The organism is Azospirillum agricola (assembly GCF_020005195.1).
Taxonomy (GTDB): Bacteria; Pseudomonadota; Alphaproteobacteria; order Azospirillales; family Azospirillaceae; genus Azospirillum; species Azospirillum agricola.
On sequence record NZ_JAIFZR010000002.1, the window covers coordinates 220,749 to 246,960 of the forward strand.

Annotated in this window: 24 protein-coding genes; 12 read left to right on the top strand and 12 right to left on the bottom strand. The window is 70.5% G+C overall.

What is annotated here, in order from left to right:
- Positions 1–71: 71 nt before the first annotated feature.
- Positions 72–1,154, top strand: coding sequence for a site-specific DNA-methyltransferase (locus JN22_RS03870; protein WP_085552665.1), 1,083 nt, complete (start codon positions 72–74; stop codon positions 1,152–1,154).
- Between the two features lie 111 nt (positions 1,155–1,265).
- Complete coding sequence (locus JN22_RS03875) at positions 1,266–1,649, top strand: dihydroneopterin aldolase (RefSeq protein WP_085552666.1); 384 nt, start codon at positions 1,266–1,268, stop codon at positions 1,647–1,649.
- A gap of 7 nt (positions 1,650–1,656) precedes the next feature.
- On the opposite strand, the gene pcaG is transcribed toward JN22_RS03875, so the two are convergent.
- The 8 genes from pcaG to JN22_RS03915 form a co-directional block, all read right to left on the bottom strand.
- Positions 1,657–2,205: a protocatechuate 3,4-dioxygenase subunit alpha gene (gene pcaG / locus JN22_RS03880; RefSeq protein ID WP_085552667.1), complete on the bottom strand. Its 549-nt coding sequence runs from the start codon at positions 2,203–2,205 to the stop codon at positions 1,657–1,659.
- Positions 2,206–2,208: 3 nt separating this feature from the next.
- Positions 2,209–2,928 (bottom strand): protocatechuate 3,4-dioxygenase subunit beta, encoded by a 720-nt coding sequence (pcaH, locus tag JN22_RS03885; RefSeq protein ID WP_085552668.1) that lies wholly within the window; start codon positions 2,926–2,928, stop codon positions 2,209–2,211.
- Between the two features lie 74 nt (positions 2,929–3,002).
- Entirely contained in the window at positions 3,003–4,373 is a 1,371-nt protein-coding gene (locus JN22_RS03890) for a 3-carboxy-cis,cis-muconate cycloisomerase (protein ID WP_085552669.1), read from the bottom strand.
- Positions 4,374–4,382: 9 nt separating this feature from the next.
- Complete coding sequence (gene pcaC, locus JN22_RS03895) at positions 4,383–4,805, bottom strand: 4-carboxymuconolactone decarboxylase (protein ID WP_449658088.1); 423 nt, start codon at positions 4,803–4,805, stop codon at positions 4,383–4,385.
- 24 nt (positions 4,806–4,829) lie between these two features.
- On the bottom strand, positions 4,830–5,636 hold the full coding sequence (gene pcaD / locus JN22_RS03900; protein WP_085552670.1) for a 3-oxoadipate enol-lactonase: 807 nt from the start codon (positions 5,634–5,636) through the stop codon (positions 4,830–4,832).
- A 70-nt stretch (positions 5,637–5,706) separates the two neighbouring features.
- Complete coding sequence (pcaF, locus tag JN22_RS03905; protein ID WP_085552671.1) at positions 5,707–6,906, bottom strand: 3-oxoadipyl-CoA thiolase; 1,200 nt, start codon at positions 6,904–6,906, stop codon at positions 5,707–5,709.
- Positions 6,907–6,909: 3 nt separating this feature from the next.
- Positions 6,910–7,731: a CoA-transferase subunit beta gene (locus JN22_RS03910; RefSeq protein ID WP_085552672.1), complete on the bottom strand. Its 822-nt coding sequence runs from the start codon at positions 7,729–7,731 to the stop codon at positions 6,910–6,912.
- On the bottom strand, positions 7,731–8,609 hold the full coding sequence (locus JN22_RS03915; protein ID WP_085552673.1) for a CoA transferase subunit A: 879 nt from the start codon (positions 8,607–8,609) through the stop codon (positions 7,731–7,733). Before JN22_RS03915 ends, JN22_RS03910 begins: the two co-directional genes overlap by 1 nt.
- 349 nt (positions 8,610–8,958) lie before the next feature.
- Here JN22_RS03915 and JN22_RS03920 point away from each other — a divergent pair, with 349 nt between their 5' ends.
- From JN22_RS03920 to JN22_RS03940, 5 genes are all read left to right on the top strand, one after another.
- Positions 8,959–10,143: an ABC transporter substrate-binding protein gene (locus JN22_RS03920; RefSeq protein WP_085552674.1), complete on the top strand. Its 1,185-nt coding sequence runs from the start codon at positions 8,959–8,961 to the stop codon at positions 10,141–10,143.
- A 69-nt stretch (positions 10,144–10,212) separates the two neighbouring features.
- A complete protein-coding gene (locus JN22_RS03925) occupies positions 10,213–11,082 on the top strand; it encodes a branched-chain amino acid ABC transporter permease (RefSeq protein ID WP_085552675.1) in 870 nt (289 codons plus the stop codon).
- Positions 11,079–12,119 (top strand): branched-chain amino acid ABC transporter permease, encoded by a 1,041-nt coding sequence (locus JN22_RS03930; protein ID WP_085552676.1) that lies wholly within the window; start codon positions 11,079–11,081, stop codon positions 12,117–12,119. The genes JN22_RS03925 and JN22_RS03930 overlap by 4 nt, the downstream gene beginning before the upstream one ends.
- Complete coding sequence (locus JN22_RS03935; protein ID WP_085552677.1) at positions 12,116–12,874, top strand: ABC transporter ATP-binding protein; 759 nt, start codon at positions 12,116–12,118, stop codon at positions 12,872–12,874. Before JN22_RS03930 ends, JN22_RS03935 begins: the two co-directional genes overlap by 4 nt.
- Positions 12,864–13,589: an ABC transporter ATP-binding protein gene (locus JN22_RS03940; RefSeq protein ID WP_085552678.1), complete on the top strand. Its 726-nt coding sequence runs from the start codon at positions 12,864–12,866 to the stop codon at positions 13,587–13,589. Before JN22_RS03935 ends, JN22_RS03940 begins: the two co-directional genes overlap by 11 nt.
- A 122-nt stretch (positions 13,590–13,711) precedes the next feature.
- Here JN22_RS03940 and JN22_RS03945 read toward each other — a convergent pair whose 3' ends face one another.
- Both JN22_RS03945 and JN22_RS03950 read right to left on the bottom strand, forming a co-directional pair.
- The gene (locus JN22_RS03945; protein ID WP_223677559.1) at positions 13,712–14,074 is read right to left on the bottom strand and encodes a Lin0512 family protein; all 363 of its coding nucleotides are present in this window, start codon (positions 14,072–14,074) and stop codon (positions 13,712–13,714) included.
- Positions 14,075–14,172: 98 nt separating this feature from the next.
- Positions 14,173–15,381, bottom strand: a complete 1,209-nt coding sequence (locus JN22_RS03950; RefSeq protein WP_085552679.1) for a 4-hydroxybenzoate 3-monooxygenase — start codon at positions 15,379–15,381, stop codon at positions 14,173–14,175.
- Positions 15,382–15,558: 177 nt separating this feature from the next.
- Here JN22_RS03950 and JN22_RS03955 point away from each other — a divergent pair, with 177 nt between their 5' ends.
- From JN22_RS03955 to JN22_RS03975, 5 genes are all read left to right on the top strand, one after another.
- The gene (locus JN22_RS03955) at positions 15,559–16,539 is read left to right on the top strand and encodes a helix-turn-helix domain-containing protein (protein WP_085552680.1); all 981 of its coding nucleotides are present in this window, start codon (positions 15,559–15,561) and stop codon (positions 16,537–16,539) included.
- Between the two features lie 35 nt (positions 16,540–16,574).
- Positions 16,575–17,408: a serine O-acetyltransferase gene (gene cysE, locus JN22_RS03960; RefSeq protein ID WP_085552681.1), complete on the top strand. Its 834-nt coding sequence runs from the start codon at positions 16,575–16,577 to the stop codon at positions 17,406–17,408.
- A gap of 154 nt (positions 17,409–17,562) precedes the next feature.
- Positions 17,563–18,276 (top strand): glutathione S-transferase, encoded by a 714-nt coding sequence (locus JN22_RS03965; protein WP_085552682.1) that lies wholly within the window; start codon positions 17,563–17,565, stop codon positions 18,274–18,276.
- Positions 18,277–18,535: 259 nt separating this feature from the next.
- The gene (ppc, locus tag JN22_RS03970; RefSeq protein WP_085552683.1) at positions 18,536–21,310 is read left to right on the top strand and encodes a phosphoenolpyruvate carboxylase; all 2,775 of its coding nucleotides are present in this window, start codon (positions 18,536–18,538) and stop codon (positions 21,308–21,310) included.
- Between the two features lie 284 nt (positions 21,311–21,594).
- Positions 21,595–21,798 (top strand): hypothetical protein, encoded by a 204-nt coding sequence (locus JN22_RS03975; RefSeq protein ID WP_085552684.1) that lies wholly within the window; start codon positions 21,595–21,597, stop codon positions 21,796–21,798.
- A 40-nt stretch (positions 21,799–21,838) separates the two neighbouring features.
- Here JN22_RS03975 and JN22_RS03980 read toward each other — a convergent pair whose 3' ends face one another.
- Complete coding sequence (locus tag JN22_RS03980; RefSeq protein ID WP_223677560.1) at positions 21,839–24,787, bottom strand: hybrid sensor histidine kinase/response regulator; 2,949 nt, start codon at positions 24,785–24,787, stop codon at positions 21,839–21,841.
- The gene (locus JN22_RS03985; protein WP_085552685.1) at positions 24,784–26,208 is read right to left on the bottom strand and encodes a sigma-54-dependent transcriptional regulator; all 1,425 of its coding nucleotides are present in this window, start codon (positions 26,206–26,208) and stop codon (positions 24,784–24,786) included. The genes JN22_RS03980 and JN22_RS03985 overlap by 4 nt, the downstream gene beginning before the upstream one ends.
- Between the last annotated feature and the right edge of the window lie 4 nt (positions 26,209–26,212).

A 26,212-nucleotide genomic window follows, 5' to 3' on the forward strand; every position in this document is an offset into this window, starting at 1 on the left:
AAAAAGCTGTTGACGGCGACTCGGGCCCGAATCATTGTCCGGCCGAGTCCCCGCTTCATTCGGTTGCCCCAATGCTCCCTCACAATCGTATCCTCGTCGGCGATTGCATCGCTCTCATGAACGAGTTGCCGGCCGAGTCGGTCGATCTCGTCTTCGCCGACCCGCCTTACAACCTCCAGTTGGGGGGTGAGCTGCTGCGGCCGAACCATTCCCGCGTCGCCGGGGTGGACGACGAGTGGGACAAGTTCGAGGATTTCGAGGCCTACGACCGCTTCACCCGCGACTGGATGGCGGCGGCCCGCCGCATCCTGAAGCCGAACGGCTCGATGTGGGTGATCGGCAGCTACCACAACATCTTCCGGGTCGGCGCGACCTTGCAGAATCTGGGCTTCTGGATCCTGAACGACATCGTCTGGCGCAAGACCAACCCGATGCCGAACTTCCGGGGCACCCGCTTCGCCAACGCCCACGAGACGATGATCTGGGCGTCGAAGGACAAGGACGCGCGCTACCAGTTCAACTACGACGCCATGAAGAACCTCAACGAGGATCTCCAGATGCGCAGCGACTGGTTGCTGCCGATCTGCACCGGCGGCGAGCGGCTGCGCGATGGCGACGGCAAGAAGACCCACCCGACGCAGAAGCCGGAGGCGCTGCTCTACCGGGTCATCATGTCCTCGTCGCGGCCGGGCGACACGGTGCTCGACCCCTTCTTCGGCACCGGCACCACCGGCGCCGTCGCCAAGCGGCTGGGCCGCAAATGGATCGGGCTGGAGCGCGACGACAGCTACGTCAAGGCGGCGCAGGCCCGCATCGACGCGGTGGAGGAGGCGCCGGAGGGCGCCATCCTCGACACGCCGCCCAAGCGCAGCGCGCCGCGCATTCCCTTTGGCTGGGTGGTGGAGCGCGGGCTTCTGCGCCCCGGCTCGACCCTGTTCGACCAGCGCCGCCGCGTCGCCGCCAAGGTGCGCGCCGACGGCACGCTGATCGGCTCCAGCCCGCGCGGCGACCATCGCGGCTCGATCCATCAGGTCGGCGCCGCCATGGCCGGGCTGCCGGCCTGCAACGGCTGGACCTTCTGGCATTACGAGGACGGCGACGCCCTCCAGCCGATCGACGTGCTGCGCGAGCGCATCCGGGCCGAGGCCCACTGAGCCGGTCCACCGGGCCGGCCCATCCGGCGGAGCGCCGCCCGCCGGGGGCGGCCCTGCCTTGCGGCGGCGGCGGCTTGGCAGCGCGCCGCCGTCCGTGTATAGGCGTTTCCCATGAACAAGCTCTTCGCCACCGTCACCGCCCCGCTGCCGCGTTCGGCCCCGGCGGTGCTGTCCACCCGCTGCTTCGTCCGCGATCTGGTGATGGACGCGCTGATCGGCGTCTACGCGCATGAACGGATCAAGTCCCAGCGCATCCGCCTGAACCTCGACCTGGAGGTCATCGGGCCCGGCGTGACCGGCGAGGACATGGCCGTGCTGGTCAAGGGCGTGGTGACGCAGGGCCATGTCACGCTGGTGGAGACGCTGGCCGAGCGGATCGCCGAACGCTGCCTCGCCGACGCGCGGGTGGCGTCGGCGAAGGTCCGCGTTGAAAAGCTGGACGTGTTCCCCGACGCCGCCAGCGTCGGCGTCGAGATCGAACGCGCCCGCGCCTGACGGCCCCTCAGCAGTCGAAGAAGACCGTCTCGTTCTCGCCCTGGATGCGGATGTCGAAACGGTAGACGGTGCCGAAGCTCCCCGCCGCGCGGGTGGCGATCAGGGTCGCGCGCCGCTCCTCCGGCACCGTCGCCAGCACCGGGTCGGCGGCGTTGGCGCTCTCCTCGTCGGAGAAATGCACGCGGGTGAAGGCGTGGCTCAGCATGCCGCGGGCGAACACCGTCACCGCGATGTGCGGCGCCTGCCCGTCGCCGAGCGCTCCCGGCTTCACCGTGTGGAAATGATACTCGCCGGAATCGTTGGTGGCGCAGCGGCCGAAGCCGGCGGTGCCGGGCTGGTGCTTGCCGGCGGCGTCGGCCTGCCAGATCTCGACCACGCAGTCGCGGACGATGGCGCCCTCGCCGTCATAGACGACGCCCTCCAGGCGGATGTGCTCGCCGGTGGTGCCGTTGCGGGTCAGGTCGTTGGTCGCCAGCGGGCGGCGCCCGTAGGTCTCCGGCGTCCAGGCGTAGGCGAAATAGGGGCCGACGGTCTGGGACGGGGTTTGCTTCAGCATGGCTCAGGCCTCCATCGGCGTGGCGTGGCGTCCGCGCAGGACGATGTCGAACTCGTAGCCGAGCGCCCAGACCGGCTCGGTCACGTCGATCGAGAAGCGCGAGACCAGCAGGTCGCGCGACCCCTCCGGCACGCCGTTGAAGATCGGGTCGAGCGGCAGCAGCGGGTCGCCGGGGAAATACATCTGGGTGACCAGCCGGGTCAGGAAGGACGGCCCGAACAGCGAGAAATGGATGTGCGCCGGGCGCCACGCGTTGTGGTGGTTGCCCCAGGGATAGGCGCCGGGCTTGATCGAGACGAAGCGGTAGCGCCCCTGCTCGTCGGTCATGCAGCGCCCGGCCCCGAAGAAGTTGGGGTCGATCGGCGCGTCGTGCTGGTCCCAGCGGTGGACGTAGCGGCCGGTCGCGTTGGCCTGCCAGATCTCCAGCAGCGTGTTGGGCACCGGCCGGCCGCTCTCGTCCAGCACGCGGCCGGTGACGATGATGCGCTCGCCGATCGCTTCGCCGTTGACGCGGCCGTTCTGCGTCAGGTCGGAATCCAGCGGGTCGAGGCTGTCATGGCCGAACGCCGGCCCGGTGCGGACCGACAGGCTCTGCCTCATCGGGATCAGCGGCTTGCGCGGCGAGCGCAGCACCGTCGACTTGTAGCCGGGCGACAGGTAGGGCGGGTGCTGGGCCCAGTCGCGCGGGGTGAAATCGGCTTCCGCCGGATTGACCGTGTCCATCTCGGACGCCTCCTGTGGGGACATTGTTTCCTCCTCCTGCGCCGCTTCCGTTGCTTGGCGGCGCGTCGGCACTCTCAATTCCGTGCGTGCCCCGCCAGCACGCGGTCGATGAAGACCGCCGCCGAGCCGGTGTAGTTCAGCGGGTCGAACAGCCGGTCGAGCTCGTCGATCCCAAGCGCCTGGGCGATCTCCGAATCCTCGGCCAGCACGTCGCGCAGGGGCCGCTGCCCGGCGGCGGCGCGGAGGCTGGCCTCGGCGACGCGGGAATGGGCGGCGAGCCGCCCCATGCGTCCGCCGAGCGCCATCGTCACCGCTTCCGCCAGGATCAGCCCGCGCGTCAGGTCGAGGTTGGCGCGCATCCGGTCGGCGTCCACCGTCAGGCCGGCGATCATCGAGGCGGCGTGGTGGGCGGCCCCGGCGACGAGGCGGGCGAGGTCGGGCAGGGCCTGCCATTCGGCGTGCCAGCCGCCCAGGCCGCGCTCGTGCTCCTGCACCTGCGCGGCGAGCAGCCCGCCGACCAGGGCCGGGGCGCGGACGGCGGCCGACAGCAGCACGGCGCAGGACACCGGGTTGCGCTTGTGCGGCATGGTGGAGGAGCCGCCACGGCCGGGGCCGGTGGGTTCGAAGGCTTCGGCGACCTCCATCTGCATCATCAGCGACACGTCGCGGCCGATGGTGCCCAGCGTGCCGGCGAGGATGCCCAGCGCGGCGGCCAGTTCCGTGATCCGGTCACGGCTGGCGTGCCAGGGCAGGGCGGGCAGGGGAAGATCCAGTTCGCGGGCGAGCGCCTCGGCCACCGCCGGGCCGGCGTCGCCGAGCGCCGCCAGCGTGCCGGCGGCGCCGCCGAACTGGAGCGCCAGACCGCCGCGCGCCGCCGCCAGCCGCCGCCGGTCGCGGCCGAGCGCGTCGAGCCAGCCGGCGGCCTTCAGCCCGAAGGTGGTGGGAAGCGCGTGTTGCAGCCAGGTGCGCGCCACCATCGGCGTCGCGCGGTGGCGGTCGGCGAGATCGGCCAGGGCGTCGGCCAGCGTCCTCAGATCGCCGTCCAGCCCGTCGATGAAGCCGCGCAGCTGCAGGACCAGACCGCTGTCCATGGCGTCCTGGCTGGTGGCGCCCCAGTGGACGAAGCGCGCGGCGTCGGGATCGGTCGCCTTGACGCGATTGGTCAGATGCTTGACCAGCGGGATGGCCGTGTTTCCGGCCAGCGCCGCCTCCGCTCCCAGCGTGGCCGGGTCGTAGAGGGCCGCGTCGCAGGCCGCCGCGATGGCGGGAACCGCCGTCGCCGGGATGACTCCAACGGCGGCCTCGGCGCGGGCGAGCGCCGCCTCGAAATCCAGCATCCCCTGCACGCGCGCGGCGGGGGAGAAGGCGCGCGCCGCCGCCGCGGTGGTGAAGAGGGGATCGAGCAGCGGATCGGCCAGGACATCGGCGGGGCACGGGTCGGTCATGGCGGGCCCTCAGCCTTCCTGCGCGTTCGTGGCCGCGTCTTCGGCGTCCATCTCGTCGTAGACGGCGCGGGCCAGCGCGATGGCGTGGTTGGCGGTGGGGACCCCGGCGTAGACGGCGGTTTGCAGGAGGATCTCCTTCACCTCGTCGCGGGTCACGCCGGTGTTGCGGGTGGCGCGGATGTGAAGCTTCAGCTCGCCGTCCTTGCCCAGCGCCGCCAGCATGCCGATGGTCAGCATGCTGCGCGTCCGGATGTCGAGCCCCGGCCGGGTCCAGACCGAGCCCCAGGCCTGCTTGGTGATGTATTCCTGGAAGTCGGCGTCGAACGGGGTGGCGCGGGCCAGCGAGCGGTCGACATGGGCGTCGCCCAGCACCGCCCGGCGGACCACCAGCCCGCGCTCGTACAGATCCTTGTCCAGCATCTCGTCGGTCATCGGCTTGGCCTTGTCGGTGTGGTCTTATCGGAGTGGCAGGCCGCGCAGGAACCCGTCGATCAGGGCGGCCAGTTCGTCCGGTCGCTCGACGCAGGGGATGTGGGCGGCGTCGGGCAGCAGGGTGAAGCGGGCGCCGGGGATGCTGGCGGCCAGTTCGCGGGCCAGGGCCGGCGGGGTCGCCAGATCCTGGTCGCCGACCACCACCAGCGTCGGGGCGGTGATGCCGGCGTTGGCGGCGCGCAGGTCGGCGTGGCGGATCGCCATCGCGCAGCCGACATAGCCGTCCTCGGTCGTCCGGCCGAGCATGGCGGCGTAGCCTCTGACCTGAGCGGGGCGCTCGGCGCGGAAACGCTCGGTGAACCAGCGGGCCATCACCCCATCGGCGATGCCGGCCATGCCGCGGGCGCGGATCGCCGCGATGCGGTCGGTCCAGACCGAGGGGGGGCCGATCAGCCCGGCGGTGTCGCAGAGGATCAGGCCGTTCACCCGCTGCGGCGCCTTGACGGCCAGCCGCTGCGCCATCATCCCGCCGATCGACAGGCCGCAGACATGCGCCCGCGCGATGCCCAGCGCGTCGAGCAGCGCCGCCGCGTCGTCGGCCAGCGTGTCCATGCCGTAGCCGGCGTCGCCGGTCACCGGCGTCGCCTGGGTCAGCCCGTGGCCGCGCATGTCGTAGCGCAGCACCCGGTAGGACCCGGACAGTTTAGGGACCATCGCATCCCAGATGTGGAAGCTGGTGCCGATCGAGTTGGCGAACAGCAGCACCGGCGCGTCGGCCGGGCCGGTCAGGTCGTAGTGGACCGTGATGCCGCCGGCGTCGATGAAGGGCATGGTGTCTCCCGGTTTCGTTGTTGGTCGGGCAGGGTGACGTGCCGGCACCGAGGGCTCTTGCCCCCGAATCCTACACCCGCTCGATCACCAGGGCGATGCCCTGGCCGACGCCGATGCACATGGTGCAGAGCGCGCGGCGCCCGCCCGTGTGCTCCAGCTCGTGCAGCGCCGTCGTCACCAGCCGCGCGCCGCTCATCCCCAGCGGGTGGCCGAGCGCGATGGCGCCGCCGTTCGGGTTGACGTGCGGCGCGTCGTCCGGCAGGCCAAGCTCGCGCAGCACCGCCAGCCCCTGCGCGGCGAAGGCCTCGTTCAGCTCGACGACGTCGATGGCGCCGATGCCAAGCCCCAGCCGCTCCAGCAGCTTGCGGGTGGCCGGGGCCGGGCCGATGCCCATGACGCGCGGCGGCACCCCGGCGGTGGCGCCGCCGACGATGCGGGCGCGCGGCGTCAGGCCGAAACGCTTGACCGCCGCCTCGGACGCGATCAGCAGGGCGCAGGCGCCGTCGTTGACGCCCGACGCGTTGCCGGCCGTCACCGTGCCGCCGGGGCGGACCACCGGCTTCAGCGCGGCCAGCGCCTCCAGCGTCGTCGCGCGCGGGTGCTCGTCGGTGGTCACCACCGTCTCGCCCTTGCGGCCCTTGACCACCACCGGGACGATCTCCTTCGCCAGCCGGCCCCCGGCGATGGCGCGGGCGGCGCGCTGCTGGCTGAGCAGGGCGAAGGAATCCTGGTCGGCGCGCGAGATCCTCCAGTCCTCGGCGACGTTCTCCGCCGTCTCCGGCATCGAATCGACGCCGTACTTCGCCTTCATCAGCGGGTTGACGAAGCGCCAGCCGATGGTGGTGTCGTGGATATCGGCGGCGCGCGCGAAGGCGGTCTCCGCCTTGCCCATCACGAAGGGGGCGCGGCTCATGCTCTCGACGCCGCCGGCGATCATCAGCTCGGCCTCGCCGGCCTTGATGGCGCGCGCCGCCGTGGCGACGGCGTCCATGCCGGAGCCGCAGAGCCGGTTCATCGTCGTGCCCGGCACGCTGTCCGGCAGGCCGGCCAGTAGGCTGGACATGCGGGCAACGTTGCGGTTGTCCTCGCCGGCCTGGTTGGCGCAGCCGAAGATCACGTCGTCGACGGCGGCCCAGTCGACGCCGGCGTTGCGCTCCATCAGCGCCTTCAGCGGGACGGCGCCGAGATCGTCGGGGCGCACCGGCGACAGGGCTCCGGCGTAGCGGCCGATCGGGGTGCGGACGGCGTCGCAGATGTAGGCGTCACGCATCGCTCAACCCTCCCCGCCGGCGGATTGGCCGTGCGCCCTGGCGGTGCGGGCCTGGAGATCGCGCAGGGCGGCCAGGGCGGCGGCGTCCGGGATCTCGGTGGTCTTCAGGTCGGGGGAAATCTTCAGGTCCCAGCCGGTGGCTTCCCGGACCTGCTCCACCGTCACGCCGGGATGGATGCTGGTCAGGGTCAGCTCGCGCGTCACCGGGTCGGGGGTCAGGATGCCGAGGTCGGTGATGACCGCCGTCGGGCCGCCGCCCGGAATGCCCGCCTTCTCGCGCGCGTCCCCGCCGTCGAGGAAGCCGGCCGAGGTGACGAAGGGCAGCTTTTCGACGAAGGCCTTCCGGCTCTGCTTGAGCACGATGAAGACCTCCTTGGCCTGGGCCGCGATCTCGGGCGCGCCGCCGGCGCCCGGCAGGCGGACCTTGGGGGCGTCGTAGGCGCCGATCACCGTGGTGTTGATGTTGGCGAAGCGGTCGACCTGCGCTGCGCCGAGGAAGCCGACGTCGATCCGCCCGCCCTGGAGCCAGTAGCGGAAGATCTCCGGCGTGCTGACCACCGTGTCGGCGGTGAGCGCCAGATCGCCGTCGCCGATCGACAGCGGCAGCACGTTGGGCTTGGCGCCGATCGGGCCGGATTCGTAGATCAGCACCACCTCGGGGGCGTGGGTGAGGCGCGCCAGATTCGCCGCCGTGGAGGGCAGGCCGATGCCGACGAAGCAGACCGTGCCGTCGTGCAGCAGGCGGCTGGCCGCCACGGTCATGATCTCGGTCGCCGAAAAATCGGTCGCCGGGACATCGGCGGAGGACGGAACCGTTTCAGCCATCACGCAACCTCCTGTCCGGCGGCCTTCGGACCGGCCGTTTCGGCGAGCACGCGCCGGAAATCCGCGAAATCCTCGGTGTCGAGGACGTGGCGCTTCATCCAGGCGCGGAAGCCGTCGCGCGAGCGCGCCACCGGATCCCAATCCTTGTAGAAGCGGTTGTCGCGCTCGTAATAGCCCTGCGCGTAGGAGGGGTAGGCGCCGCCCGGCTCAAGACAGACGGCCGACAGCGCCCAGCCCGGCAGCACGCAGGCGTTGGGCGGCGCCTCCAGATCGTCGACGATCTCCTCGACCGTGACGATGGAGCGCCTGGCGGCGAGGACCGCCTCCTTCTGGACGCCGAGGATGCCCCACAGCAGCACGTTGCCGCGCCGGTCGGCCTTCTGGGCATGGATCACCGTCACGTCGGGGCGGACCGACGGGATGGCGGCCAGCTTCTCGCCGGTGAAGGGGCACTCGACGAAGCGGATGTTCGGGTTGACCTTGGGCAGGTCGGAGCCGGTGTAGCCGCGCAGCAGGGCGAAGGGCAGGTTGGAGGCGCCGGCGACGTAGGCGTTGGCCATGCCGGCGTGGCTGTGCTCCTCGATCTCCAGCCGCTGCGGCCAGCCGCCCTCGACGGCGTCGCGGAAGCGGTGGAGCGAGCCGACTCCGGGATTGCCGCCCCAGGAGAAGATCAGCTTGCGCACCCCGCCCATGCCGATGATCTGGTCGTAGATCAGGTCGGGCGTCATGCGGACCAGGGTGAGATCCTTCTTCGCCTGACGGATGATCTCGTGCCCGGCGGCGTGGGGGATGAGGTGGGTGAAGCCTTCGAGGGCAACGGTGTCGCCGTCGCGCACGAGGCTCGACACCGCCTCGCGCAGGGGCGTGATAAGCGCCATGTGACCTCCCGGATGTGCGAAAACCGCACGAGTGTCTTTATTTACGCACAGGGTGGACGGAATGTCGCAGGCGTGTCAAGGGCGAATTTAGACAGTTCCGTTCGATTAACGCCCATATTGCGTTGCAGCATAAACGAATTTCCGAATAAATTCCGGTGTGAAACCAGAACATCCTGTCAGAACATACTCTTGTCTGGAATTGCCCAATTGTGCGATTATCGCCCTGAAATTCCAATATCGCACTTGACGGTTTGGGTGTCCCTCAGTACGCTCGGCCAAACAGTTGAAGATCGGGCGATGCCCGACATCCGGTCACGGTCGAAATCACGGGCAAAAACTGGGAGGAACCATGGCGACGCATCTTCGTACGGCGTTGTTCGGGGCGGTGTTCGGCCTCGCGCTGGGGGTTGGCGGGGCATCGGCGGCGACGGTCAAGGTGGGCGTGATCGCCCCATTCTCCGGCCCCTTCGCCATGGTCGGCAAGACCTTCAAGGAGGCCATCGCCGTCTATCAGGCCGAAAACGGCAAGACCGTCGGCGGCGACACCGTCGAGTTCATCTTCAAGGACCTCGACCAGGCCAACCCGGCCCAAAGCAAGGCGCTCGCCCAGGAGCTGATCGTCAAGGAGAAGGTCGGCTACCTCGCCGGCTTCTTCTTCACCCCCGACGCGCTGGCCGTGGCGCCGCTGATCGACGAGGCCAACATCCCGGCGGTGATCTTCAACGCCGCGACCTCGGCCATCACCGAGAAGTCGCCGCGCTACGTCCGCACCTCCTTCACCCTGTGGCAGAACACCGTGCCGCTGGCCGAGCACATGGCCAAGCAGGGCATCAAGACGGTGGTCACCGCGGTCAGCGACTACGGCCCCGGCATCGACGGCGAGACCGCCTTCAAGACCACCTTCGAGAAGTCCGGCGGCAAGGTCGTCGACACCATCCGCATGCCGCTGAAGTCCAACGACTTCGCCCCCTTCATGCAGCGGATCAAGGATTCGGGCGCCGAGGCGATCTACGCCTTCCTGCCGGCCGGCCCGACGACGCTGGCCTTCGCCAAGGCCTTCGCCGACAACGGCCTGAAGGAGAAGGGCATCAAGTTCTTCGGCCCCGGCGACATCACCCAGGAACCCGACCTGCCGGCGCTCGGCGACGCGGCGCTGGGGATCACCACAACCTTCAACTACAGCCAGGCCCACGATTCGGCGAAGAACAAGGCGTTCCTCGCCAAGCACAAGGAGCTGTTCGGCTCCAGCGACACCGTGACCTTCACCTCGGTCGGCGCCTATGACGGGGCGCATGTCATCTACCAGATGATCCAGAAGACCGGCGGCAAGTCCGACGGGCTGAAGGCGGTCGACGCGGTGAAGGGGATGAGCTGGGAGAGCCCGCGCGGGCCGCTGACCATCAACCCGGACAGCCGCCACGTCACCCAGACCATCTACCTGCGCACGGTGGAGAAGGTCGACGGCAAGCTCCAGAACACCGAACAGGCCGCCTTCGCCGACCAGCCGGATTACGGCTACAAGGTCGGGAAGTAACGCGCACCGCCCTCTCCCGCCCCGGGAGAGGGCTGTACGATCGGCCATTGACGAGGGCGCAGCAGAGCCATGGAAACCATGTTCGGCATCGCCGTGGACGGCGTTGCCTATGGGATGATCCTCTTCATCATCTCGGTCGGCCTGTCGGTGACGCTCGGGCTGATGCGGGTGGTCAACCTCGCCCACGGCGCCTTCGCCATGGTCGGCGGCTACGTCGCCTCCTACGCCGCGCAGTCGTTGGGCTTGCCCTACGCGGCCGCGCTCGTGGTCGCGGTGGCGCTCACCGTGCTCGCCACCCTGCCGCTGGAGACGCTGCTCTACCGCCGGATCTACGGCCACGCCAACGAGCTGTCGCAGGTGCTGCTGACGATCGGCCTGACCTTCGTCATCGTCGCCTGCGTCAACTACCTGTTCGGCCCGACCCTGAAGCGCATTCCGCTGCCCGACGCCCTGCTCGGCACCGTGTCGCTCGGGCCCAAGGCGATCCCGACCCACCGCGCCTTCGTCATCGGCATGGGCGCCGTCACCCTGCTCGGGCTGTGGTGGCTGCTGGAGCGCACCGATTTCGGCATCCGCCTGCGCGCGGCGGTCGATGACCCGGCGATGGCGGCGGCGCTCGGCATCCGCACCGAGCGGCTCTACATGGCGACCTTCGCGCTCGGCACCGGGCTGGCGGCGCTGGGCGGCGTGCTGGGGGCCGAGCTGCTGCCGCTGGAGCCCTACTACGCCATCCGCTACATCGTGCTGTTCCTGGCGGTGGTCGCCGTCGGCGGGGCGGGCAGCATCTTCGGCTCGGCCGCCGCCGCGCTGGCGCTCGGCATCACCGACACCGCCGGCAAGTACCTGATCCCGAATTTCGGCGAGTTCTTCTTCTACGCCGCGCTCATCCTGATCCTGTTCCGCTGGCCGCACGGCTTCTTCAAGGGGAGGACGGCATGACCGCCGCCGCGACCGATCAAGCCAAGACCGACAAGAGCACCGTTCCGGCCACCCCTCCGGCCGCAACCCTGCCGCGCCGGCCGCGCGACCTCGGCTGGCTCGGGGTGCCGGTGACCGCCGCCGCCGGGCTGGCCGCCTTCTGGCTGTTTCCCGAGGATCTCGGGCTGCTGACCCGCATCCTCGCCACCGCGCTCTACGTGCTGTCGCTCGACCTCGTGCTCGGCTATTGCGGCATCGCCACGCTGGGGCAGGCGGCGATGTTCGGCACCGGCGCCTACGCCGCCGGCATCGCCGCGGTGCATTGGATCGGCGATCCTCTGGCCCTGCTTGTGGTCGGCGGGCTGGCCGGCGGGGTGATCGCGCTGCTGACCGGGGCGCTGATCCTGCACGCGCGCGGCCTGACCCTGCTGATGCTGACCATCGCCGTCACCCAGATCGTCCAGGAGGTCGCCAACAAGGCGCGCGACTGGACCGGCGGCAGCGACGGGCTGTCGGGCATCGACCCGTCCCCGCTGCTCGGGCTGTTCCGCTTCGACATGTTCGGCCGCACCTCCTACCTGTTCGCGCTGGCGGTTCTGCTGGTCGGGCTGCTGGTGGCGCGGCGCATCGTCCGCTCGCCCTTCGGGCTGGCCTGCCGCGGCGTCAAGGAGGATCCGTTGCGGATATCCGCCATCGGCGGCTCGCCCAAGGCCTATCTGGTGGCGATGTACGCGGTGGCCGGGGTCTTCGCCGGGGTGGCCGGCGCGCTGACCGCGGTAAGCAGCGGCATCGTCGGGCTCGACAGCGCCAGCTTCTCCTGGTCGGCCGAGGCGCTGGTGATGCTGGTGCTCGGCGGCACCGGGCGGCTCTACGGCGCCGTCATCGGCACGGTCGCCTTCATGGGCGTCCACCACATCCTGGCGGCCAGCGACCCGTTCCACTGGATGCTGTTCATCGGCCTCTTCCTGATGGGGGTGGTGCTGTTCCTGCCCGGCGGCATCCTGTCGGGAATCGAGCGTCTGGGCGGCCTGTTCCGCGCCAAGGGGGGGAAGGCATGAAGCCGCCGTTGCTTGAGGTCGAGGGGCTGAGCAAGAATTTCGGCGGGCTCCAGGTGTCGTCCGACATCAGCCTGAGCCTGCATCCCGGCGACCGCTGCGCCCTGATCGGGCCGAACGGGGCGGGCAAGACGACCTTCGTCAACCTCGTCACCGGGGTGCTGCCGCCGAGCGCCGGGACGATCCGCCTCGACGGCCGCGACGTGACCAGGCTGTCGGCGGCGGAGCGGGTGCGGCGCGGGCTGATCCGCAGCTTCCAGGTCGCCCGCCTGTTCAAGTCGATGACGGTGCGCGAGCATCTGGAGCTGGCCGTCCTTCAGCGCGACGGGCGGACCTTCCGCCTCTTCGCCTCGGTGGCGCGGGTGCCGGGGTTGGCCGACGAGGTGGCCGGGCTGCTCGACACCATGGGGCTGGGGGCGGTGGCCGCGACGCCGGTCGGGTCGCTCGCCTACGGGCAGCAGCGGCTGCTGGAGATCGCGCTGGCGCTGGCGATGCGGCCGAAGGTGCTGATCCTCGACGAGCCGGCGGCCGGCGTGCCGCATTCGGAAAGCCAGCGCATCCTCGACGCCATCGACCGGCTGCCGAAGGATCTGGCGGTGCTGATGATCGAGCACGACATGGATCTGGTGTTCCGCTTCGCCAGCTCGATCGTCGTGCTGGCTCAGGGACGCCTGCTCTGCCGGGGCACGGCGCAGGAGATCGTGGCCGACCCGCGGGTGCGCGAGGTCTATCTGGGGAGCCGGGCGCATGCGCACTGAGGCGGGGGCCGACGCGAAGGGTCTGCTGGAAATCTCGGGGCTGAGCGCCGGCTACGGCCGGACGCTGATCCTGGAAGGGGTCGGCTTCACGGTGCCGGCGGGCGGGCGGCTGGCGCTGCTCGGCCGCAACGGGGTCGGCAAGACGACGACGCTGGCGACGCTGGTCGGGCAGACGACGCGCCACGCCGGCTCGATCCGGCTGGACGGGGTGGAGCTGGGAGCCCTGGCGTCCTCGGCGCGGGCGGCGGCGGGGCTGGGCTACGTGCCGCAGACGCGCGACGTCTTCAAGTCGCTGACGGTGGAGGAAAATCTCGTCACCGGCCTGAAGGGCCGGCCGCGCGCGGCGCTGGATGAGGCCTACACCCTGTTCCCGCGCCTGGGCGAGCGGCGGCGCAACGGCGGCGGCGAGCTGTCGGGGGGCGAGCAGCAGATGCTGTCGGTGGCGCGCGCCCTGCTCGGCCGGCCGACCGCGCTGCTGCTCGACGAGCCGCTGGAGGGCTTGGCGCCGGTGATCTGCGACCAGCTGATGGCGGCGCTGTCGCAGCTCGACATGACGGTGGTGCTGGTCGAGCAGCAGGTCGACCGGGCGCTGGATTTCGCCGACAGCGTGGTCTTCCTCGACCGCGGCCGCGTCGTCCACGCCGGGCCGGCCCATCAGGCCAAGGCCGACCATGAGTTGCTGGAACGCCACCTCGGCGTCGCGCTCGCGGCGTGACGCGCGTTCCTTCTGGACACGGATGAGCATGGATTCCGCCGGATGGACACGGATGACGGCCGACGAGCGTCCGCCGGGCTCCGTTCATCCGTGTTGACGGCCCCGTCTGCGCCGGAAACCCGTCAGATCCTCACCTCGACCGCCGCGTTGACCACATAGATCAGCTCGTTGCGGTCGTTCTTGTCGGCCAGGAAGATGCCGCTCGGCGCCAGCATGCCGCCCGAGGTCACGCGGATCGAGACGTCGCCGTAGGGAAAGACCGCCCGCACGGCCTCGTGATCGAGCCGGTCGGCGTCGGCGGGGACGGCCAGCGTGACGCGCACGCGCATCCGGCTGGTGTCACCGTCGACCAGCGCCCGCATGCCCGGCATGGAGTTGCGCTCGATGGCGTTGCGCACCGCGCGCACCGCCGCCTTGGTGACGTCCTGCCCGTGCAGGTCCACCCCCATGCCGAGTTCGACGAACATCACCCGTTCCATCGCCATGCATCCCGTTTCCCTGTTCCGGTCCGCCAGGATGCCGGAATCCGGCCGAGGGGGACAGGCCGTTCCGGCTCCTTTTCCGCCGTTTGGAAACCGCCCGGTCAGTCCATCGGCAGGCCGACGTAATTTTCGGCCAGCGCGGTCATCGCCGCGCGCGACTGCACCAGATAATCCAGTTCGGCCAGATGGATGCGCTGCTCGAACGGCGATTCCGCCGGATTTCGGTGCAGCATCGTCGTCATGTACCAGGAGAAGCGCTCGGCCTTCCAGATGCGGCGCAGGCAGGTGGCGCTGTAGCCGTCGAGCCCCTCGGTCGATCCGGTCCTGTAGAAGGCGGCCAGCGCCCGCGACAGCACCAGCACGTCGGCGACCGCCAGATTCAGGCCCTTGGCCCCGGTCGGCGGCACGATGTGGGCGGCGTCGCCGGCGATGAACAGGCGGCCGTGCCGCATCGGCTCGCAGACGAAGCTGCGCATGCCGATGATGCCCTTCTGGAAGATCGGCCCCTCGGTGAGCGTCCAGCCGTCCCTGTCCTCCAGCCGGGCGTGCAGTTCGGACCAGATGCGGTCGTCGGACCAGTTGGCGATGTCGTCCCCGGGATCGACCTGGAGGTACAGCCGCTGCACCTCGGGCGAGCGGGTGCTGAGCAGCGCGAAGCCGCGGTCGTGGTTGGCGTAGATCAGCTCGGGGTGCGAGGGCGGCGCCTCCGTCAGGATGCCGAGCCAGCCGAAGGGGTAGACGGTCTGGAACTCGCTGCGCAGCGCCGCCGGGATCGCCGGACGGCTCGGCCCGTGGAAGCCGTCGCAGCCGGCGATGAAATCGCAGCGCAACTCCTCCGGCGGCCCGTCCGGGTTGCGGCGGAAGGCGATGCGCGGGGCTGTGCCGTCGACATCGAGCGGCTGCAAGTCGGACGCGCCGAAGACGATCCCGCCGCCATCCTCCAGCCGGGCGGCGACCAGATCGCGGATCACCTCGTGCTGGGCGTAGACGGTGACGCGCTTCCCGCCGGTCAGATCCGCCATGTCGATGTGGTGGCTCCGGTGGTCGAAGCGGAGCGTGATGCCGGAATGGAAATGGCCCTCGCGCATCATGCGCCCGCCGAGCCCCATCCGGTTCATCAGGTCGACCACCCACTGTTCCAGCACGCCGGCGCGGATGGTGCCCTCGATCTCGGCGCGGCTGCGGCTTTCCAGGATGACGGACTCGATGCCCTGGCGGTGGAGCAGATGCGCGAGGAACAGGCCGGCCGGCCCGGCCCCGACGATGCCGACCTGGGTCCGCGTGATGGAACTGGGCGTGGCCTGCGCCATGTCTCTGGTCCTTCCTCGGGGATCTTTCAAAGAAGCGCGATTCCTCGAATGATCTTGATGCCGAACTGTATCGACTCGATCATAGTCGTTCGTTCCCTCGGCCGGACATGGACGAACCGGCCGATCTCTTGCACTTTCCATCGCCACAGCGCCTTGCCGGACCCGCCATCGCCGCCAATGCCCCAGACCGCCGAACCCATCCCGCGCTATTGGCTTTACGGCGAGCCGCCGGCCGTCCCGGAGCTGCGCTTCGTCCACATCGAGACCATTCCCGACCGGATGCGCTTGCACAATTGGGAGGTCCAGCCCCACCGCCACGACGGCCTGAGCCACGCCCTTCTGGTCACCGGCGGGGGCGGGCGGTTGACGGTGGACGCGGCGGAGTGGTGGTTCCGCGCCCCGGCGCTGATCGCGGTGCCGGCCCAGGTGGTGCACGGCTTCCGCTTCGACCCCGGCACCGACGGCCATGTCCTGACCATGTCGGAGGGCTTCCTTTCCAGCGTGCTGGCCGCCGCCCACGAGGAGGAGCTGCGCGACGCCCTGGCGCTGCCCTTCGCCCACGACCTCGACCGGACCGCGCCGGCGCTGGCGGCGCTGGAGCGCGCCTTCGCCGACATCGTGGCCGAATTCCGCGCCCATCACACCGGGCGCGCCAGCGCCATCGCCGCGCATGTGACGCTGCTGCTGGTGACGGCGGCGCGGCTGCTGGCCGCCCGGCGGATCGCGGCGGCCGGCGGGGCGGGGCAGGGGCGGTCCCCCGACCTGCGGCTGCTCGCCCGGCTGCATCACCTGATCGAGGAGCGGTTCCGCGAGCATTGGCCCATCGACCGCTACGCCGGGGCGCTCGGCGTTTCCGCCGGGCGGCTGAACGCGGCCTGCCGGCGCGTCACCGGCCGCTCGACCCTGCAACTCGTCCACGCCCGGGTGATGCTGGAGGCCAGACGGTCGCTGATCTACACCAGCCACGGCATGGCCGAGATCGGCTACGCGCTGGGCTTCGAGGATCCGGCCTATTTCTCGCGCTTCTTCACCCGGCGCGACGGGCGGTCGCCCCAGGGCTTCCGGCGGATGCACGCGGCTGCCGACAGCCATGCGGCGCCGCCGGGCGGTCGCGGCGGCAATGGGCTTGACCCGGAGGGGCCGTCGTCACCAAAGTAGCGCTTTCTTGATCGGTGGCTGGGAAAGACGGACGGATGGACACCCTCGGCCTTGCGGTGCGCGACCCGTCGCCGGTCGGGCAGGATTTGTGGCGGACCCTGTGCGCCGACGCCGCCCGCGTCGCCGCGGAGGAACGGACGCTGCGCGTCTTCCTGAACGAATCGGTCCTGTCGCACGACTGTTTCGGCTCGGCGCTCGCCGCCTTGCTGGTGCGCAAGCTGGCCGACCGGGTGATGCCGCCCGACCGTCTGGCCGTGACCGTGCAGGAGGCGATGGAGGCCGACGCCGGCATCGTCGAGGCCGCCGCCACCGACCTCGCCGCCATCCTGGCGCGCGATCCGGCGGCCGACAGCTGCCTGACGCCGTTCCTGTATTTCAAGGGTTTCCACGCCCTGCAATGGCACCGCGTCGCCCATTGGCTGTGGGGGAACGGCCGTCACAACCTTGCGCATTTCCTCCAGAGCCGGGTGTCGGAAACCTTCGCGGTGGACATCCACCCGGCGGTGCCGGTCGGGCGCGGGGTGTTCATCGACCACGGCACCGGCGTCGTCATCGGCGAGACGGCGGTGATCGGCAACGACGTCTCGATCCTTCAGAACGTGACGCTGGGCGGCACCGGCAAGGAGCATGGCGACCGCCACCCGAAGGTGCGCGACGGCGTGCTGCTGGCGGCCGGCGCCAAGGTGCTGGGCAACATCACCGTCGGCGCCCACGCCAAGGTCGGCGCCGGCAGCGTCGTGCTGAAGGACGTTCCCGGCTGCGCCACCGTGGCCGGCATCCCGGCGAGGATCGTCGGCTGGTGCCGCGACGAGGTCGCCCCGGCGCTCAGCATGGACCAGAGCCTGCAACAGGGCGACTACAGCATCTGATCTGACCGATCGGGTTGGTGCCGCGCCGTCACGCCCGGCCAACGGTCGCCGCCGTTCCCGACGCGACGATCCCCCCGTTCCCGTGTTGTAGGCTCGTCCGGGACGGCCGGTCCATTGGCTGGGGCAGGGTGGCTGGGGCAGGGAGGATGTGCCGATGTATGAGCTTTATTATTGGCCGGAAATCCAGGGCCGCGGCGAATTCGTGCGCCTGGCGCTGGAGGCGGCGGGTGTTCCCTACCGCGACGTGGCGCGCGGGGAGGGCGGGATGGACGCGATGATGCGCCTGCTGGAGGCGCCGGAGGTCCGCACCCCATCCTTCGCGCCGCCCTTCCTGCGCGACGGGGAGATTCTGGTGGGGCAGGTGGCGGCGATCCTGCATCATCTCGGACCCAAGCTGGGGTTGGCCCCCGACGACGCGGCCGGGCGGCTGTGGCTGGACCAGATCCAGCTGACCGTCACCGATTTCGTCGCCGAAATCCATGACACCCACCACCCCGTCGGCAACCGCTTTTACTACGAGGAGCAGAAGGCCGAGGCGCTGCGCCGCGCCGCCCAGTTTCGCGAGGACCGCATTCCGAAGTTCCTGGGGTGGTTCGAGACGATCCTGACCCGCAACCCGGCGGGACCGGAGCATCTTGTCGGCGACCGGCTGAGCCATGCCGACACCTCGCTGTTCCAACTGGTGGAGGGGTTGCGCTACGCCTTTCCCAGGACGATGGCCAGGATGGAGTCGGCCTGGCTGAGGACCATCGCCCTGCACGACCGGGTGGCGTCGCTTCCCCGCATTCAGGCCTACTGCCGCTCCGGCCGCCGGATTCCCTTCAACGAGAACGGCATCTTCCGGGCCTATCCCGAACTGGACGGCTGAAGCCTTCCCCCAAGACGTTCGGGGAGGCTTCCTCGGGGTGGCGCCACAAAACGCATAATATCAGTTATGGAAAATATTTTGCGCCTGCACACGGATGGTTGAAACTTGAACAGGAATAGGCATTCTGTGGGGGTTGGTCTGACCATTTCGCGCGCAGACCGGATCTTGCCGGATTTTTGACCACGGTCCAGCGCCGAAGCCAGCCGCCGACCCTGCCCATGCTCGTCCCGCCACGCTCGCCCCGAGGATACCGCCGCCCATGTCCGCCATCGTGCTCACCCAGGACGAATCCGAGAAGGACCACCCGCTGCGCGACGACATCCGTCTTCTCGGCCGCATCCTGGGCGACACCGTGCGCCGCCAGGAAGGCGAAGCGGTCTTCGACATCGTCGAGCGCATCCGCCAGACCTCGATCCGCTTCCACCGCGACGAGGACCAGGGTGCCCGGCGCGAGCTGGAAGGCATCCTGAACAGCCTGTCGCCGCCGCAGACCGCCCGCGTCGTCCGTGCCTACAGCTTCTTCTCGCACCTGTCGAACATCGCCGAGGACCAGCACCACATCCGCCGCACCCGCGCCCACGCGCTGGCCGGCTCGGCGCCGCGCGACGGCACCATGGCGCACGCGCTCGACGAGGCCCGCAAGGCCGGCGTCACCACCCAGCAGCTCCAGGACTTCTTCGCGACGGCGCTGGTCAGCCCGGTTCTGACCGCCCACCCGACCGAGGTGCAGCGCAAGAGCATCCTGACCGTGCAGATGGACCTCGCCCGCCTGCTGGCCGAGCGCGAGCGCGGCCCGATGACCGAGGAGGAGGAGCAGGCCAACCTCGAAGGGCTGGAACGCTCGGTCCTGACCCTGTGGCAGACCTCGATCCTGCGCTGGACCAAGCTGGCGGTGATCGACGAGGTCGCCAATGGGCTGACCTTCTACGACTACACCTTCCTGCGCGAGATGCCGCGGTTCTACGCGGCGCTGGAGGACCAGCTGCGCAAGATGGATCCAGCCTGGACCACCACCGAGCTGCCCTCCTTCGTGCGGATGGGAAGCTGGATCGGCGGCGACCGCGACGGCAACCCGTTCGTCACCGCCCCGGTGCTCCAGCAGGCCCTGCGCATGCAGAGCACGCGGGCGCTGCGCTTCTACCTGGACGAACTGCACAGCCTGGGCGCCGAGCTGTCGCTCAGCACCCGTGTCATCGCCGTGTCGGAGCCGCTGCGCCAACTCGCCGAACGCTCCCCCGACACCTCGCCGCATCGCAACCTGGAGCCCTACCGCCGCGCCATCTCCGGCATCTACGCCCGGGTCGCGGCAACCGCGAAGCAGCTCGACGGGCACGAGGCGGCGCGCCACGCGCTAGGCGACGCCCCGGCCTACGCCAGCGCGGCCGAGCTGCGCGCCGACCTCGACATCCTCGACCGCTCGCTGACGGTCAACGGCTCGGCGGCGCTGGCCAAGGGACGGCTGCGCAGCCTGCGCCGGGCGGTCGATCTGTTCGGTTTCCACCTCGCCAGCGTCGATTTGCGCCAGAACTCCGACGTGCACGAGCGCACGGTGGCGGAGCTGCTGGCCTTCGCCGATCCGTCCGTCGATTACAAGGCGCTGCCGGAGGACGAGCGGATCGAGCGGCTGCTCGGCGAACTCGAGAGCAACCGCCCGCTGGCCTCGCCCTACGCCGATTATTCGGAGGAGACGAAGTCCGAGCTGGCGATCCTGCGCACCGCCGCCGACTGCCGCGCCCGCCTCGGCGCCGACGCGGTGGTGAACTGCGTCATCTCCAAGACCGACGGGGTGTCGGACATCCTGGAGGTCGCCGTCCTGCTGAAGGAGGCCGGGCTGCTGCGCCCGAAGGACGGGGCGCTCGACCTGAACATCGCGCCGCTGTTCGAGACCATCGGCGACCTGCGCAACAGCGCCGCCACCATGGACCGCCTGCTCTCCCTGCCCGTCTACCGCCGCTTCCTCGAAAGCCGCGGCGGCCTGCAGGAGGTCATGCTCGGCTATTCCGACAGCAACAAGGACGGCGGCTTCCTGACGTCGGGCTGGGAGCTGTACAAGGCCGAGATCGCGCTGGTCGAGGTCTTCGCCAAGCATAAGGTGCGGCTGCGGCTGTTCCACGGCCGCGGCGGCTCGGTCGGCCGTGGCGGCGGCCCCAGCTACCAGGCGATCCTGGCCCAGCCGGCCGGCGCCGTGCAGGGAGCCATCCGCATCACCGAGCAGGGCGAGGTCATCGCCGGCAAATACTCCAACCCCGAGGTCGGCCGCCGCAACCTCGAGACGCTGGCCGCCGCGACCCTGGAGGCCACCCTCCTCCACCCGGAGGCCGCCGCCCCCTGCGAGGAGGCGTTCCTGGCGACGATGGAGGAGCTGTCGGCCCACGCCTTCAAGGCCTACCGCGGGCTGGTCTACGAGACCGAGGGATTCGAGACGTATTTCTGGGAATCGACGGTGATCGGCGAGATCGCCAACCTGAACATCGGCAGCCGCCCGGCCTCGCGCAAGAAGTCGACCAGCATCGAGGATCTGCGCGCGATTCCCTGGGTGTTCAGCTGGTCGCAATGCCGCCTGATGCTGCCGGGCTGGTACGGCTTCGGCTCCGCCGTCAAGGCGTGGCTGGCCGACCATCCGGAGAGCGGGCTGGAGCGGCTGCGGGCGATGCACCGCGACTGGGGATTCTTCCGCACGCTGCTGTCGAACATGGACATGGTGCTGGCCAAGTCGAACATCGCCATCGCGTCGCGCTACGCCGAGCTGGTGTCGGACCCGGCGCTGCGCGAGGCGATCTTCACCCGCATCCGCGCGGAGTGGCAGGACAGCATCGAGGCGCTGCTGGCGATCAGCGGGCAGCAGGCGCTGCTGGAAGGCAACCCGCTGCTGGCGCGCTCGATCCGCAACCGCTTCCCCTATCTCGACCCGCTCAACCATGTTCAGGTCGAGCTGCTGAAGCGCCATCGCGGCAACAACCCCGACGAGCAGATCGCCCGCGGCATCCACCTGACCATCAACGGCATCGCCGCCGGGCTGCGCAACAGCGGTTGAGGCGCTCCTTCTCACCGGACGCCGCCATGCGAGCCCTTCCCCCTTTTGCGGGAGAGGGGCTTATGCCGGTGCCCATGACAGTTCCGCGATGTCGGATCGCCGCGAAGCCCGCCCCCACCGGGGCGGGTTTTTCGTTGTGCCCCTGGACATTCCATATGGTGGAAACAAAAAGATGGCCTTGCCGATTGTCTTGACTCGGACAATCCTGGATTCGATTGTTGGAATCCGTCTTGATCTGGTCCGGCGCCTCCGTTAGAAGAGCGCCCTCCACAGGAGGAATTGGTATGACCACTCGATCCCAGCAGCAAGAGCAGATGTCGCAACCGGGCAACGCACGGCCGGATGGCGCCACCGGCACGGCCCAGGCCGGCGCGTCCGACGGCTTCGTCGGGGCGGCCTGCGGAGCCGGCGCCGGGGCGGCGATGATCTGGCAGCCGGTGACGGTGCGCGGCGACGGCCGCCGGAGCGGTCAGCGGGGCGGCCAATGAAACGTTGATCACGCCCGCCGCCGGTCCCTGACGCGCGCCTTCAGCGCGCGGCGGCGATCCGGCGGCGCAGGGTGCGTTCGAGCCGCCCGGCCTCGCGCAGCAACTCCGGCAGCAGGGCCTCGGCCTGGGCGCGCTCGTTCTGGCGGCAGAACACCTCCAGCCGCCACGCCAGATGCATGACCCGCGTTCCGCCGAAACTGCCCGCCGTGCTGGACAAATCATGGGCCTCGCTGGCGAGCGCCCGCAGGTCGAGGTCGCCGGAAGCCATCGCCTCGCCCATCACCGTCAGCCGGCCGACCCGTCTGGCGATGTCGCCCAGGAAGCTGTCGATGATCCGGCCCAGGCTCTCCGGTCCGACGCTGTCCGCCAGTTCATTCAGGATTGCCTCGTCGATCACGTCGCCATCCGGCTCGGAGCCTGCCTCCCGAACGTCCGCCGACGGCTCCGCCTCGACCGGCGCTTCCGCCGCCGGCGACAGCCAACGGTCGAGCGCCGCCACCAGCGTCGGCCGGCCGATCGGCTTGGTGATGTAGTCGTCCATCCCGGCGGCGAGGCACTCCTCGCGCGTGCCCGGCATGGCGTCGGCGGTCAGGGCGACGATCGGGATCGTGGCGCACGGCCCGCCCAGGGCACGGATCGCCCGCGCCGCGTCCAACCCGTCCATGACGGGCATCTGCACGTCCATCAGGATCAGGTCGACGCCGCCGGCCATGGCGAGGACAAGCGCCTGCCGGCCGTCCTCCGCCACCTCCACGTCGTAGCCCAGCCGTTGCAGCAGGGTGGTGGCGAAGAGCTGGTTGGTCCGGTTGTCCTCGGCCAGCAGGATGCGGCCGCGCCGCGCCACGCCGTCCGCCCGCGCGGCGGGCGGCGCGGCTGGGGACGGGCGTATCCCCTCGCCGAACAGCGCGGCGAGGCAGGACACCAGCGCGGCCTGCCGCAGCGGCTTGGTCAGGGTCGCGTCGGCGAGCCTGCCCTCGCCGCTCCCGGCCCCCGGTCCAAGCGAGGTGACCAGAACCCGCTTGACCCGGCCCAGTTGAGGCCGTTCGGCCATCGCCGCCAGCAGCGCGTCGCCGCCCATCACCGGCATGATCTGGTCGATCAGCGCGACGTCGAAGGAGCGCCCGGCGGCGGCGGCGCGCTCCAGCGCGTCGAGCGCGTCGAGCGCGCTGTCCACCGCCACGGTCTCGGCCCCCTGCCCCTCCAGCATGGAGGAAAGGACGCGGCGGTTGATCGCCAGATCGTCCACCACCAGGACACGGCGTCCGGCCAGCGATTGCGCGGCGGGCCCCTCCTCCGCGCCGACGCCGAGCGGGAGATCGACCTGGAATCGGCTGCCGACGCCGGGGGTGCTCTCCACCGCGATGCCGCCGCCCATCAGCTCCGCCAATTGCCGGCAGATCGCCAGCCCCAGGCCGGTGCCGCCATACCGGCGGGTGATCGAGCCGTCGACCTGCTGGAACTTGCCGAACAGGGTGGGCAGCGCGTCGGCCGGGATGCCGATGCCGCTGTCGCTCACCGTGGCCCGCATCGTCAGACGGTCGCCGCCGCTTTCCAGCGCCTCCAGCTCCACCGTCACGCTGCCGCGGTCGGTGAACTTGACGGCGTTGCCGACCAGATTGACCAGGATCTGGCGGATTCGCGTCGGATCGCCGACCAAAGCGCGGTGGAGCCGCGGGTCGATGAAGAAACCGATCTCGATGTCCTTCTCGCGCGCGCGGGGGGCCAGCAGCTCGACCACCCCCTCGACCAGATCGGCGGGGTCGAAAGGCAGCGACTCGATGGAGACCTTGCCGGCCTCCAGCTTGGAGAAGTCGAGGATGTCGTTGACGATGGTCAGCAGCGCGTTGGCGGAGCTGCGCACCGCCTGGGCGAACTGGCGCTGCTCCGGCGTCAGCGGGGTGTCGAACAGAAGCTCGCTCATCCCCATGATGCCGTTCATCGGCGTGCGGATCTCGTGGCTCATGGTGGCGAGGAAATCCGACTTGGCGCGGGTCGCCGCCTCGGCGGCGGAGCGCTGCCGGTCGGCGTCCTCGCGGGCGGCGTCCAGCCCCTCGGCCAGCGCGCACATGTCGGCGGCCTGGCGCTGCAACTCGGCCTCGGCGCGCTTGTGCTCGGTGATGTCGGTCCGTGTGCCGACCAGGGCGCCGCCGGCCGTCCGCTTCTCCGCCACCCGGATCCAGCGCCCGTCGGCCAGCTGCCGCTCGAAGGGCTGGTCGGGGGCGCGGTGCCGGGCGAGTTCGGCCTGGATCCAGCTCTCGGAATCGGCGCGGCCGTCGGGGGCGCGGCCGAACTCCCCGTTGGCGATGCCGGCGCGCAGGATGGTCTCGAACGGCGCGCCGGGGACGATCGCGGGGGCGGTCCTCGGATGCGCGGTGCGGTAGCGGCGGTTGCACAGGATCAGCCGGTCGTCGGAATCGTACAGCACCAGCCCGTCGGGGATGGCGTCGATGGCGTCGGCGAGCGTCTGGCGGATCCGGCGCTGGTCCAGCAGCTCCACCACCAGCCGGGCGAGCTGCTCCAGCGTCTCGGCGTCGCGGGTGGTGAAATCCGAACGGGGAACGGTGTCGACGACGCACAGGGTGCCGAGCCGGCGGCCCGCGACCACCAGCGGCGCCCCGGCGTAGAAGCGCACGCCCGGCTCGCCGGTCACCGCCGGGTGGGCGGCGAAGCGCGGATCCCGCGTGGCGTCGGGAACCACCATCACGTCGTGGCCGGCGATGGCGTGGGCGCAGAAGGCGAGGTTGCGCGGGGTTTCCGTAGCGTCGAGGCCGACACGGCTCTTGAACCATTGGCGGTCGCGGTCGATCAGCGAAATCAGCGCCATGGGCGTGCGGAAGACATGGGCGGCGAGCCGGGTGACGCCGTCGAAGCCGGGTTCCGGCGGCGTGTCGAGGATGCAGCAGGCGTCCAGCATGCTCTGGCGCTCCGCCTCGTCGGGCAGGGTCGGAGGCAGGACGGGGGGCAGGATCGGGCCGGCCGCCACGTTCACGCCGCCCGCTCATCGGACAGGCGCCATTGCTGGAGCTTGCGGTAGATGGTCGAGGGGCTGATCTCCAGCAGCAGGGCGGCGCGCGGCACGTCGTCGCCGGTCAGGCGCAGCGCCCGCTGGATCATCTCCTTCTCGACCCGCCACAGCGGCAGCACCGCGTCGCCGTCGGCCGGGCCGCCGCCGTCCGGCTGGCTGCCGTTCGCCGCCCGCGCCGACGCGGCGGCCCCCTGCGGCATCATCAGCGGCGGCAGCATGTCGGGCGTCACCAGCGGACCGTCGTGCAGCACCGCCACGTTGCGCAGGACGTTCTGCAACTGGCGCACGTTGCCCGGCCAGTCGTGGGCGCGCAGCCGCGCCTCGACCTCCGGCGCGAAGCCGGCGAGCGCCTTGCCCTCCTCGCGGGCGTAGTCGGTCAGCAGGGCGCGGGCGATCTCCACCACGTCCTCGCCGCGCTCGCGCAGCGGCGGCAGGGCCAGCGGGATGACGTGCAGGCGGTAATAGAGATCCTCGCGGAACCGCCCGCACTGAACCTCGCCCAGCGGGTCGCGGTTGGTGGCGGCGACGAAGCGGACGTCGACCCGCTGCTCCCGCCCGCTGCCGACCGGGGCGACGGTGCCGGTCTGCACGAAGCGCAGCAGCTTGCTTTGCAGGTCGATCGGCATCTCGCAGATCTCGTCGAGGAACAGCGTGCCGCCGTCGGCCAGCAGGGCCGCGCCCGGCCGGTCGCCGGTGGCGCCGGTGAAGGCCCCCTTCACATGGCCGAAGATCTCGCTTTCCAGCAGATCCTTGGGAATGGCGGCGCAGTTCAGCGCGACGAAGGCGCGGTCGCGGCGCGGGCTGGCGCGGTGGATGGCCTGGGCCGCCACCTCCTTGCCGGTGCCGCTCTCGCCGGTGATGAAGACGTTGGCGCGGCTGGCGGCGACGCTCTCGATGGTGCGGTAGACCGCCTGCATCTCCGGCGAGCCGCCGATGAAGCCGTGGAAGCGGCCGCGGTCGAGATCCTTGCGGTAGCCGGCGACGATGCTGGCCAGCGCCCGCCGCTCCAGCGCGTTGCGCAGGGTCAGCTTCAGCCGGTCGGCGTTGAAGGGCTTGACGATGAAGTCAAAGGCGCCCAGCCGCATCGCCTCCACCGCGATGTCGATCGAGCCGTGGGCGGTGACGATCACCACCGACACGCCGGGGTCGCGCGCCTGGAGCGCCTTCAGCACCTCCAGCCCCTCCATGTCGGGGAGCTTGAGGTCGAGAACCACCGCGTCGGGCGGGTTGGCCGCCGCGGCCGCCAGCGCCTCGCGCCCGGTCGTGACGTGGGTGACGGCGAGCGGTTCGGCGCGCAGGTACTCGACATACAGCGTCGCGAGCGGAAGCGTGTCCTCGATCAGCAGGATTTTGCGCTTGGGGTGTACTCGCGGCGATGCGGGCATGGCG